The organism is Mesorhizobium sp. M0815 (assembly GCF_040319995.1).
Classification (GTDB): domain Bacteria; phylum Pseudomonadota; class Alphaproteobacteria; order Rhizobiales; family Rhizobiaceae; genus Mesorhizobium.
Genome location: NZ_JAMYOU010000032.1, coordinates 1 through 11,995, shown reverse-complemented (window position 1 = coordinate 11,995; position 11,995 = coordinate 1). Strand labels below are relative to the sequence as shown.

Here is an 11,995-nt window from a genome sequence, read left to right as displayed (position 1 = left end):
CGACTGCAACGGACCAGGCGATCAAGGAAAGGTGCATCATGAAGCATTCGCGGAGCCGACAATAGCCGACGCCATTCTCGACCGGATCATCCACAACGCCCATCGCATCACCCTCGAAGGCGACAGCATGAGAAAGCAAAAAACACCGCCGCCCTTGACCGGCGCCGAAAACGGCGAAATCAATCGCAAATGAGTTCAACCAGGCAACCGGGGGTCGACCCGATCCTGCTGTCCGCGATTTAGTGAAACTGCTGTCCGCGATTTAGCGGAACGACTGTCCCGTTTTTGCGAAATACGCACGTCCGACGCAGCTTGCGTTGACAGAGGCGGTTTTACGCGCAGTTGCAATAGCACTTCCGCCGGCCTATTTTTGTGGAGTTCAATTGTGGTTCGGCCAAGGGCGCTTTGGGCGCCGGACCGGCCCCGTGTAAACCTCATTAAAGAGAGACGAACCCTGCCATGGAAGAATTCTTATCGCGCATCGCCACTGGTGCCGGCATCGGCCCGGCTCTCGCAGAGAAGGCCGTTGGGTTAATGCTGGGTTTCCTGCAACGCCACGCGGCCGACGGTCCCGTTGCGCGCATGATCGCGGCCATTCCCGGAGCTTCGGAATTAGTGGCGAAGTATCATGGCAACGACCCAGAGGGCGGAGGCGGCCTCATGGGGCTCGGCCAGCAATTGATGAGTGAGGGTCTCAGCATTCTAAAGATCGCCGCCATCGCCAACGAGACGATCGCCTTCGCCAAGGAACATGCCGGCGACGAACTCGTGGACGAGGTCCTCAATTCCGTTCCTGGCCTTCCCCAGTTCGTCTGATCAGCGGCAGCCGGGGGCGCATGACCTCGTGCGCCCGTGCTGGCCCGTCTGCGCAGGTAGGCATTCTCCGCCGAGCGCTCCGTACCGATCTCGCCAGACCACCAACCGCCGGGCACGCGAAGCGAGCGTTGGAGTACTTCATTCGTCTGTCCCAAAATCGACCGCAGGCGAACCGATGTGTATAACTTCCGGCGGTAAGGGTTTATCGTGAACGCTTTCGATGAAGCCCGCGAGATAAGCAAACGTATTGTATTTCTCAAGAACCAACCGCTTCGCCTCTTGTATTGCGCCGCGACGCTCCTTCCAGAGGTCCGAGTCGATGATTTCTTGAATTTTTTGGATTACGTTCTTGTCCTCTGGGTCAATCAGAACCATTGAGTCGGAAGGGAAGAACCTCGTGATTGCCGGGCTGCCGTAATAGATCGGCATTGTTTCAGCAACGAAGCAGTCCATAAGCTTCTCTGTAAAATAGTAATCAGCACGAGTATTCTCGAAAGCTATACTGTAACGGTACGGTGCGAGTGCGTCCCATTTATCTCCAATCAGCCGAAAACCTCGGCCGAACAGGTCAAAATCGAGCTCCTCTCTCAGCCGTTCCAGAAACGCCAGCCGATATCGATGCCCTTTAAGCAGGGCGATGTTACTGGTAATCCATGAGAGCCGAAGCGGCTTGTCCACGACTTCGCTGACCAGAAGTTGGTCATATGTCTTTGTTACAGACCAAGACCGAGTGATAGGTGGAGACAAAACGAATCGGCGCTCTGCATTCTGCCGAGCAGCCAGCTCTGCGTCAGACGTCAGGACGATGGTATTTTTCCCTTGCCCTTCATGAAATGCGCGATGAGCTTTCGTCGGCGGTTCGCCGATTGCAAAAATTGTCCTGTTTGGACTCGCCTCGATATCAACAGGGAGCCCAAAAATAGAAGCAGAGTTAAAGACAATATGCCAATCGGGCGCGAAGGATGTCCTGCGTACAAAAGCGACATTGTTCCAGATTCCACTGCCCTTTGGAGTGAGATGGTGGATTGCATCATCCAAAACGCCCCAAGAATCCAGACATGTAGCAACAATGGGCGCCGGACGTTCCGTCAACAATTTGGTCGACAAAGCAGTTCCACCCCATTCACTTCCGTTGGACCGGGAGCAACTCGTGCATCGGGCGCAAGACCTCTCTGCGCCTGAAATAGCTCGCGATCCTGATCGGTATCAAACACACGATTCTGTGCGACTTCGCGATTCTGTGCGACTTCGCGCCATTCGACAACTCATCTCTAAGACCGCGGGAATCCCTTCACTCGTGAAGGTACTCAATCGCCATTTCGGATTGCGGTAAGATTGGGCAGCATAAACCTTCCGGGACCCGCTGTCGAGGCAATTGTCGCTTTGCACCTAACCAGGTTCTTCCTCACTTTGTGTGGTGATCAGGCCGGTTGAGTGGCAGCATGCGTGCCCTCTAAAATATGGAAGTTGACTACATTCTTATTATTAATCGGGATATACGACCAGTTTAGAGGCGGCTCGCCTCTCACAGGCGACGTTTGCAGCGGCGACGGCAGATCGAGATATTGGCGGGTTGATGCCGGGGCTTTGTCCGAAATCTGTGGTCCGATTTCGGACGAAGTGACGGTCAAGATGTCCGAAACATGCTACGAATTTCGGACAAGCTTCACACACAAAGCGCCGCGGCTTTGCCCGACATCATCGATATCGTCATGCAGATGGGCGATGCCGACCTAGCCTCGTCCCCTCCCCTTCCAGCCATTGCCAATCCCAGCCTGCCTGCGCATCTTGAGGCGCTCGCCGGCCGCGCGCGCGATTATATCGAGGCGGCGAGTTCGGCCAACACGCGCCGCGCCTACGCAGCCGACTGGAAGCATTTTTCGAGCTGGTGCCGGCGCCAAGGCATCGAGATGTTCCCGCCCGATCCTGAGGTCGTCGGGCTCTATATCGCCGCCTGCGCGTCAGGTACGGCCACTGGCGACAAAAAGCCCAACACCGTTTCAACCATCGAGCGCCGGCTTTCGTCGCTCTCCTGGAATTTTGCCCAGCGCGGCCAGCCGCTGGACCGCAAGGACCGGCATATCGCCACGGTGATGGCTGGCGTTCGCAACACCCACGCCTCCCCTCCCCGGCAGAAGGAAGCGATCCTGCCCGAGGATCTGATCGCATGTTCGAGACCCTCGACCGCGGCACGCTGCGTGGTCTGCGCGACCGCGCCATGCTGCTTTTGGGTCTCGCCGGCGGCCTTCGCCGATCCGAAATCGTCGGCCTCGACGTCGGCAGGGATCAGACCGAGGACGGGCGCGGCTGGGTCGAGATTTTTGCCGATAAGGGTCTGCTTGTCACATTGCGCGGCAAAACCGGCTGGCGCGAGGTCGAAATCGGCCGCGGCTCCTCCGACGCCACCTGCCCTGTGGTCGCTCTGCAGACCTGGCTAAGACTGGCGCGCATTGCGCACGGACCGCTGTTTCGGCGCGTTGCTGGTCAAGGCAGAGCCGTCGGTGCCGATCGCTTGAACGACCAGGAGGTCGCACGCCTGGTCAAGCGCACGGCGCTCGCCGCCGGCGTGCGCGGCGATCTGTCGGAGGGCGAACGGGCCAAGAAATTCGCCGGCCACTCACTGCGCGCCGGCCTCGCCTCGTCGGCCGAGGTCGACGAACGCTATGTGCAAAAACAGCTCGGCCATGCCTCCGCGGAGATGACGCGAAATTATCAGCGCCGGCGCGATCGTTTCCGCGTAAATCTCACCAAGGCGTCCGGGCTCTGATGCCCCCGTTTTGTCCGCTGGGATGAGGCGGTCAGATCTCAGCCGATAACAATTACCTCATCGAGCACAGCGAGCGCTGTGTCCAGACTATCGGCGGCCGACGCTTCGTAGTCAGGCATGATCATCAACTGCGTTATGGCACGGCCCACAAATTCCGGGTTTAGCTTTTCCAACCGATCCTTGGTCCGGGAGACCTGTTCCGGGAATGCGCGCAGATTGAAGCGAACAAATGACGAGGTCTCTTATCCCCGACACGAATAGCTCGCGATCTCATCGGGATTTCCCTTACCGCCATAGGCAGCTTGAGTGGGATAAGCGCAGATCGGCTGGTGCTTGCCGGGGAATGCCTTGCTGCCAGCCGCGAGAGAATCCGGAGCCTTGTCTTGGTTTATCCAGCCCTCGATGGCGGCCAAAGGATCAAAGTCGTCGAAGGCTTGGCCATCGCCGCAGTGGGTCATCCCCGGGATTATGAACATGCGCACGAAACGGCGAGTCGCTTCCAAATCGCCGCCGCTTGTGACCTCGACGACTTGCTTGTACCAGCGCACCAGATCGTTGGCTGAGAAGACCGGATCGGAAAGTCCCTGAAACAAGAGCAGCTTTCCACCGTGGGCAGCGAAGCTGGCGAGATACGTGCCGGTCGCATCATTGAGCTTGGCCGTATCCGCAACGCGTGCCGGATCCTTGTCGAAGTCGAACTTCAGGGGGTCAAAATTCGGCGCCGGGGGCGTCATGAAGTAGTATTGAAGCGAGCGGGCTCCCAGAACGATGTTATTTGCATCCGACTGGGAAGTGGGGGAATTGCCCAGCTTCCACATTCTCCAGTCCGCGCCCGCAACGCCCGTATCATATGGCCAATCGCTGTAAAGCTTTTCGCCATCGGAGCTTTCCGGACCCGCGAACGCGCGGCTCATGGCCTGCACTTGACCAGCCGTGAGGCAGCTGTCCGTCTTATCGCCTTGGCAGGACAGGACCTTTGGGTCGAACCGGCACTGCTGCCAGGCGTTGATGACGCCATCCTCAATGCCATCGCGGGCATCACAGGCAGCGAGAACCGCCTTGGCGACGATGTTCAGATCCTGCTGGGAGAAGGCGCGGGACAGAATGGGATGGCCGGCCTCATCCTTGGGAGCGATGCTCATGTACTGGCGAGTATCCCAGGCTTCGGCAATGTTGGCGGCACTGAGACGAAAACCCGGGCTACCTGCAACAATGCCGTCGAACTCGAGCGGATATCGCTGAGCCGCTATCAACGCCTCACGACCGCCATTCGAGCATCCCATGAACACCGACTTTTTCGGAGCCGCCCCATAGAACTTTGCAATCACCTGCTTCGAGACCGAAGTGACTTTGCCAATGGAGGCGTACGCAAAATCAATGCGTGCGGCTTGATCGACCCCGAAAGCCGGATCGGGGCTTGGGTGCCCGCCATCCATGCTTACAACAGCGTAGCCGCGCAAGAGCCCGGGAGCCGCGGTCGAGTTCCGGCAAGGAATGGTCCCGACGGCCGGCGCCAGGAAGCCATCAACTGCGCCGCCGCCCTGGAAAAGGAACATGTCGTTCCAGGTCGTCGGAAGACGCACCTCAAACCGGGTGCCATATGATTGACCATCGACCCCCTGGCGTTTCCCGATAACACCTCGGACAAGGCAGTGCCCGCCCACTTTTACCGCCTGAGGCGAGGCGCCGGTGAATGCAGTGAAGGGATCTGCGGGGATCTCCTGCGGCTTTTGAAGGCTAGCCTCGGTAAAGATCACGCTTGGAATTTTGAGCTTGGCGATGGACCGGCACGCCTGATCCGACGCGTTTGCCGCCAGTGCAGGCGCACATACACATATAATCGCCAACATCAGTGCCAGCGTGCACCCGCGGTCCCGCAGCTTGAGCCCGTTAGCCAAGAACATACCCATCCTCCCTGGATGCGCCCGATAGCCCGAAAGCTGATCGCATTGGTAGCTAGTTGTGAGCTTTCAGTAGCTTGTCCATCCGGTCCGAACCGGGAAAGCTGAGATTGTCGAAGCTTCAGTGACTCCAGGGGGACCGGATGAACATCCATAAGAATACCGGTCTGACGCCGCTCGGTCGAGAGCGGATTTTTTGCGCCTGGGCGCGCCGGCAGCACCTCGGAGGTGTTGCCGCCTGATCCGCAGACCGTCGGCCTCTACATCACGGCCTGTGCATCCAGAAAGGTTACAGGAGACAAGAAACCAAACTCTGTGGCGACGATCGAGCGCCGTCTCTCCTCCCTGGCGTGGAATTATACGCAGCGTGGCGAGCCGCTCGATCGAAAGGACCGCCATATCGCCACCGTGCCCGCCGGCATCCGTAACAGCCACGCAAAACCGTCTGTGCAGAATGAGGCCATACTTCCCGAAGACCTGATCGCCATGCTGGAGACGGTGCTCCGCAAGACCCATCAGGTCGCCCCAGGCCAGAGCAACCGGCTCGTCCCCGGGGAGGACGAAACGGTCGACCACTCCGCTTGTTCGACTTGTGTTCGGGCGACTTATCCCGGCTTCTATGCATCGCGCTTCGGCGCGGCGAGCTTTGTCCAACGCGCCAAGCCTTTGAACCGAATCGCTGTAGACGGAAGTCGCGGCGAGCTTCGCGTTGTTGATCGGAGCATCGAACCAGGCGTCGTATCCGCGGTATCCACCCCATCGTCTGTCGCGCAATCTGTTGGCGAGCGCGTCCTCAGCCGTTCGATCGCGGCCGTCTTTGCCGCAAACTATTATATGGCGGCCGCCGATGCCATTCGGGCGCGCAATATCTCAGGGGTTGAAGGATCGTCGATCAGTTTTCCGATGTCTTGGCGGGCCGCGATGATCTGCACATGACCCTACAAAGATTGCGCGTAGTAGGAAATACTGGTGCAACTGGTCACCCCAGGCGTCAGGATAATCGTAGAACCAATCGAACGAATGCACGCATCGCGGTTTGCCTACAGCACTGCTCTCCTGTCCCGATAGCGCAAATTCGCGGTTACCTCCGGCCACGAACAGTCGGACCAATTTTATTTGTAGGTTAGACCTTCGTCCTCGGCAAGATTGGCCAAGCGATGACTCGCTGCTGAATTGCCGGCCCGCGCGTGATGAGCGCGAAGGCGTCAGGTGCCCCCGCCGTCAAGACTCAAGCCGCAACGTAATCAGGCGGGAGTGCCTTCCGCTAGGTGGGGATGGACTGGCCGCCGAAGTCAGAAGCAGCAAGCCTGGAGCATAATGGAAGACCTCGACCATGTGAAACAGGCCGTGAAGGGCGACCTAGCCTATTTGCAGCCACCTGCTCAAAGCCGCGACATGAAGCCAGCCGCCAGCCTGCTAGTTCGACAGCAACCGTTCAGCTTGCTGCCGCCGACCGCTTGAAAACGATGGTCACCTTCGTCCCTTTGTTGGCGCTGGACTCGACGGCTAGCTGCGCCTTGGCGTTCTCGGTCAGCGATCGCGCGATCAGCGCTCCGAGCTTGCCTGGTTTGGGCCACACCTCGCCTTCCGGCAGGCCGATTCCGTCGTCCGCCACAATAACCCGGCAGCCGTCGCCATCGACGATGCTGTGCAGCGTTATCGTACCGCCGTCGCGCCCCCGGAAGGCATGTTTTAGTGAATTGGTCAGCAATTCGTTCACGACCAGTCCCGCCGGCATGGCGACGTTTATTGACACCGGATATGTATCCACCTTCATATCCAGCCGGATCCCCTCGACTGCATGCGAGCTCATCACCGAGGACGCGACCTGGCTGAGATACACACCAAGGTCGACCTCCTCCTTCGGCTCGTCGGCCGTTAGCGTCTGGTAGAGGATCGCCAAAGCGTCGCGCGACCGGCGAGCCGCTCAAACCGTCTCCGGTCGGCCTCGGTAGCGTTGCGGCTTTCCAGCCGGATCAGTGCGGTGATCATCTGCAGGTTGTTCTTCACCCTGTGCTGCAGTTCGCGAAGCAGGGTGTCTTTCTCGCTGACACGCTCCTCGGCCGAGCGCTGATCTCCCGCCTCCCCGTGAGCCGATACGTCGACCAGGGCCACCAGTCGGAAGCAAACCTTGCCGTTGTCGTCCTCTATTTCGTTCGAATAAACGTCGACGATCGCGGGTTTGTCCTCGCCGCGCTCCAGCCTGAAGGTGCCGACCAAATCGGTTCCCTCGACCACCGCCTCGGCTAGCGGCCTGTCCTTTTGCTGATGGAGGCCCGTGCCTAAAAGGGCCGCCCAGTTTTCTTGGGTGAGCCTGGCGGCCATCAGGCCTGAGAGTTTCTCGAATTCCGGATTGGCGTAGACCACGCGCTCTTCACCGGCAAGGTCCGAAACGGCTATGGCGATCGGCACCTGGTCGAGGAATTTCTTGAACTGTTCGCTTTCCAGTGCGGTTGCAAGGTCAGGTGTATCAAGTAACTGCTCGACCGCCTCAGCCTTCTCTGAATCCGATGTCATTTGCGCGCCTGTTCTGTGCGGATGATATCAACAATGCGGCGAGCCCGCCATCGCCAAAACTGGAGCTGCATCTCACGTTTCGCATCACGCATCTGACAACCAGCTCTGCATAGCGTAACGGCCGCACGTCTAGCATTGCGACCGGCCGAAGGAGAGCGGCAAGGATCGGCTACAATCCAGGTGCCTTGGAATGTCGAAGCGACCGGTCAAGTGGGTACGCTGCGGAAGATCGATAGAGCAGGCATTCAGGGAGAATGAGTTCGCGTGCCGGCCTCGGCGATACGTGCCGACACTGTCAACCTCATGACCGCATGCGGGCTGAAAGAGCAGCGCTTCGCTCCAGCGGTAATTCAGGCCGCTAGCTGCCTAACTGCGGCAAGCCCATCGATCGTGTATGTTGAGACGCTATTGCCGATGCCTAAATATCGAACCCGTCATGGCAATCGTTGTGACGGGAAGCGCTCGCTTATGGGCTGTGCTGGAATGCGCATGAAGTATACGCCTGTGCGCCGCTTCGTTGATCTCTTGGCCTTCGAGGAAGTCGTCAATCTCATCGTATGTGAGACCGGGACGAGGTTCTCCAGGTCGGCGGTCGGGATCTTTTCAACAAGATCAGACGGAGCGCCCAGATACACTGCCAAGGCGCGAACTCTGCGCTTGTTCAGCCCGGAAAGAGGAAGAATGTCTGCGGCACCATCGCCGAACTTGGTGAAGAAGCCCATCAAGGCCTCGGCTGCTTCGAAGCGACTTCTGAAAAAGAAGTGTGGGTTTGCTCTCATACCCTTTGCTGAAAAATGTTGTCATAGAGCGCATGGAATGCCACGCGCTTCGAATCGGAGTAGCCATCCGGGAAGCCTGAAGCCCCTTTGAAGCGCATGTCCGGCAGCTATTCATAGCGTGGATGACTTTGATCGAAACAAACGATTTCATAACTCTACGGAAATCTTGCATGGACAAAAGCACGTCCGCACCGATCACCCATCCAAAGGAGAAAATCTTCCATGCGCCCTGACGTGCAGTGGAGGTCGTGCCGAGAAGTGAGTTGCAACTGGCCGATCATGTCGGCGGTTCGACGCTAGTCGTCCCCAATGTTCCTGAGCTGCGAAGTCTTGCAAGCGAGCCAGCTGCCCAGCGCGATTCTGCTTGTGGCGGGCTTTTTGCTGCAGGCAGTCCGCTCGTTTGGGCAGCGGATTGGAGACCCGGCCGGCAGCGCTACCATACAACATCAGCGCACTTTACATCTACGCGGTATTGCCGGGCTTCCAGTCGGTGCCATGTTTGGCCGACGAATGACGCGATGCGGCCTCCTGCACAAGCGAAGGCGGTATCGGATGTGCGACCGGGAAGCAGGCGGACAGTGCAGCACATGTCACTCGCCTGTGCGACTGTCTTTCGGGGAATGAAATCGGGCCAGTTCACGGCGCGGCATTATTCGTCAACAGCCGCCCCTTCGCAAGGGTATAGGCAGCCCGCGTCACAAGTTCGTGCTGCAGATGAAAACGGCATCGCCGGCATGCAAGTCAGCAGCCGCTCAAGATTCGATGATCCAGCCAAGCTCTCGGCGTCATGGAACGGCAGGCACCACGATCGAAGCATCTCATGTTGATTCAGGCGGACCCTTATGAGGCGTTCTTTGATGCCGGTGATGCCTGACAGGCGGTTGCAGCTGCAAGCGACAACGCGGCCTATTTAGTTGGAAACGGTCTGAGGCAGGCCAATTTGGCTTGCCCGTCACTATGTGGAGAAAGAAATGCTGTGTCTAGGAATTAGCGGCGGACTTGACCAAGTCCATGAAAACCGATTCGAGCTTCGGAACGCCTTTATGCACGATGGCGCCGCGGTGCTCGTCCGAGACGGACGGGTGATAGCAGCCGTCGAAGAGGAACGCCTCAATCGGATGAAACACTCCAACAAGCTCCCAATTCGTTCGATTCAATACTGTCTGTCAGCGGCGGGGGTTCAGCTCAACGACATTGATCGTGTCGCGCTCTACGCCAGCGAGCCCTATGCCAACGCCATGCTTGAAGGTATGTCCGCGTCCCACCCGGACATTCTCTCCATTCCGCTGGATGCTAAAACGTTGGTGCAGGATCTGTTAACGCGTGAGTTCGGCACTAAGTTGGACAGTTCGCGTATTTCATTCGTAAGTCATCATCAGGCGCACGCCGTGAGCGCCTTTGCAATGTCGGGCTTCGAACAAAGTCTCATTCTAGCGATTGATGGCTCTGGTGATTTCCTATCGGGCCTCTTGGCGGTAGGGTCTGGCACAGAAATTACGCAACTCGAGGCTTTCCCCGAGAACAATTCTCTTGGGCTGTTTTATCTCGAGACGATCCGCTATCTCGGCTACGGCTTGTTCGACGAGTATAAGGTAATGGGACTCGCGCCCTACGGCGACCCCGCTCCCTATCGCGAGCTCTTCGAGCAGTTCTACGAGCTCTCCGCCAACGGCGGTGGCTACCGTGTTCACCTCGACCGCATCGGTCCGGCGTTGCTCCGCAATATCGAGGTCAGGCGAAAGGGAATGCCCTTCACCCAGCAGCATCGAGATGTGAGTGCGTCACTGCAGGAAGCGCTTGAGCGGATCGTGTTCCACATTCTCCGGCATCACCGTGAGGCCACCGGCATGAAGCGGTTGTGCCTGGCGGGGGGGGTGGCCCACAACTGCACGATGAACGGTAAGCTGCTGTATTCAGGGCTTTTCGAAGACATTTTCGTGCAACCCGCGTCTCACGACGCTGGCTGCGCATTGGGAGCTGCGCTGATAGTCTCTAACGAGATGGGCCGCCCCGCGCCGTGTGAGCGACTGCAGGAGGTCTATTGGGGTCCTGATCTCGGGAGCGAGCGCGCCGTGCAACAGGAACTGAATGCATGGGCCGGACATCTCGAGGTTGAACGCTCTGATGACGTGGCAAGCAGTGCAGCCGACTGGATCGCCAACGGCGCCGTGATCGGCTGGGTGCAGGGTCGTTCGGAGTTTGGGCCACGTGCGCTGGGCAACCGCAGCATTCTTGCCGACCCTCGGCCCGCCGCAAACAAGGACCGGATCAATGCGATGGTCAAGAAGCGCGAAGGCTATCGGCCCTTCGCGCCATCTGTGCTGGAGGAGGATGCGAGCGAATTTTTCGACCTGCCGGACGGTAGGCACGAATTTCCATTCATGAATTTCGTCGTTCGCGTGCGTGACTCAAAGCGCGCCTTGCTCGGTGCCATCACGCACGTCGACGGTACCGCTCGCCTGCAAACAGTATCGCGCAACGCCAATCCCGCGTACTGGGAGGTCATCAATGCGTTCAAGAAGCGCACAGGCACTCCAATTCTGCTCAATACGTCCTTTAACAACAATGCCGAACCGATCGTGGATTCGGTTGCAGACGCGATTGCCACCTTTCTGACGACAGAGCTGGATGGACTTGTGGTCGGGCCCTTCCTGGTAAAAAAGCGGGCTGCAACGCTGCAGGATTGGACTGCGCTTGCGGTTTCGTTGCCGCCCTATGTGTCCCTCCATCAAACCCGCGCTTACAAAGCGCCAGATCGTCGGGAGACTCACTGCGAGATCAGCACGACCCACTTCAGCAGTGACAGTGTACGAATTTCACACGACTTGTTTAATCTGCTGATGCGGATTGAGGGCGAAGCCATGTTGGGAGATCTCCTCAATACAATTGCGCCGGATCAGGCTAAGCGTGACGCTGTGATGGAGGGCCTGCGACGACTGTGGGAGCAGCGCCTCGTTCGGTTGCATCCCTCACAAGCTGCTCGCATGGATCAAGACTGCGATCAAACGCTGGACCAGCATAACAGGCTCTCAGCGTGATAGGGATGCCGCTATCCAAGCTCGGCGAATAAAGGTGTTCATCGACGCCGCCGGGCCGCGCGCCCCCGGGGGGGCGGGGGGGGGATAAAACGGGGTTTTTTTTGCCGAGATTTTTGTGGGGCCCCGCCCCGCGCCAAAAAACCCCGGGGGGGGGGGGGTGTTTAGCGGGGTAGTTTT

At 58.5% G+C, this 11,995-nt stretch carries 4 protein-coding genes and 6 pseudogenes; 5 read left to right on the top strand and 5 right to left on the bottom strand.

Features of this window, described 5'->3' with window-relative positions; translation table 11 throughout:
• Positions 1 to 37: 37 nt before the first annotated feature.
• Positions 38 to 193: pseudogene (locus NKI01_RS25970) on the top strand (ATP-binding protein); the annotation flags it as partial.
• 266 nt (positions 194 to 459) lie between these two features.
• Positions 460 to 816 (top strand): hypothetical protein, encoded by a 357-nt coding sequence (locus tag NKI01_RS25965; RefSeq protein WP_352453730.1) that lies wholly within the window; start codon positions 460 to 462, stop codon positions 814 to 816.
• A gap of 138 nt (positions 817 to 954) precedes the next feature.
• Here NKI01_RS25965 and NKI01_RS25960 read toward each other — a convergent pair whose 3' ends face one another.
• Positions 955 to 1,923 (bottom strand): glycosyltransferase family 10 domain-containing protein, encoded by a 969-nt coding sequence (locus NKI01_RS25960; RefSeq protein ID WP_352453731.1) that lies wholly within the window; start codon positions 1,921 to 1,923, stop codon positions 955 to 957.
• A 536-nt stretch (positions 1,924 to 2,459) separates the two neighbouring features.
• Here NKI01_RS25960 and NKI01_RS25955 point away from each other — a divergent pair.
• Positions 2,460 to 3,583, top strand: a pseudogene (locus NKI01_RS25955) (tyrosine-type recombinase/integrase).
• 242 nt (positions 3,584 to 3,825) lie between these two features.
• Here the strand turns inward: NKI01_RS25955 and NKI01_RS25950 are convergent.
• On the bottom strand, positions 3,826 to 5,487 hold the full coding sequence (locus NKI01_RS25950; protein WP_352493621.1) for a tannase/feruloyl esterase family alpha/beta hydrolase: 1,662 nt from the start codon (positions 5,485 to 5,487) through the stop codon (positions 3,826 to 3,828).
• A 191-nt stretch (positions 5,488 to 5,678) separates the two neighbouring features.
• Between NKI01_RS25950 and NKI01_RS25945 the strand changes: the two are divergent.
• A pseudogene (locus tag NKI01_RS25945) lies at positions 5,679 to 5,997 on the top strand (integrase); the annotation flags it as partial.
• A 195-nt stretch (positions 5,998 to 6,192) separates the two neighbouring features.
• Here NKI01_RS25945 and NKI01_RS25940 read toward each other — a convergent pair.
• The 3 pseudogenes from NKI01_RS25940 to nadE form a co-directional block, all read right to left on the bottom strand.
• Positions 6,193 to 6,258: pseudogene (locus tag NKI01_RS25940) on the bottom strand (hypothetical protein); the annotation flags it as partial.
• Positions 6,259 to 6,919: 661 nt separating this feature from the next.
• Positions 6,920 to 8,001: pseudogene (locus NKI01_RS25935) on the bottom strand (sensor histidine kinase).
• A 405-nt stretch (positions 8,002 to 8,406) separates the two neighbouring features.
• Positions 8,407 to 8,738: pseudogene (nadE, locus tag NKI01_RS25930) on the bottom strand (NAD(+) synthase); the annotation flags it as partial.
• Positions 8,739 to 9,751: 1,013 nt separating this feature from the next.
• Here nadE and NKI01_RS25925 point away from each other — a divergent pair.
• Positions 9,752 to 11,818, top strand: coding sequence for a carbamoyltransferase family protein (locus tag NKI01_RS25925; RefSeq protein WP_352493622.1), 2,067 nt, complete (start codon positions 9,752 to 9,754; stop codon positions 11,816 to 11,818).
• The last annotated feature ends 177 nt before the right edge of the window (positions 11,819 to 11,995 follow it).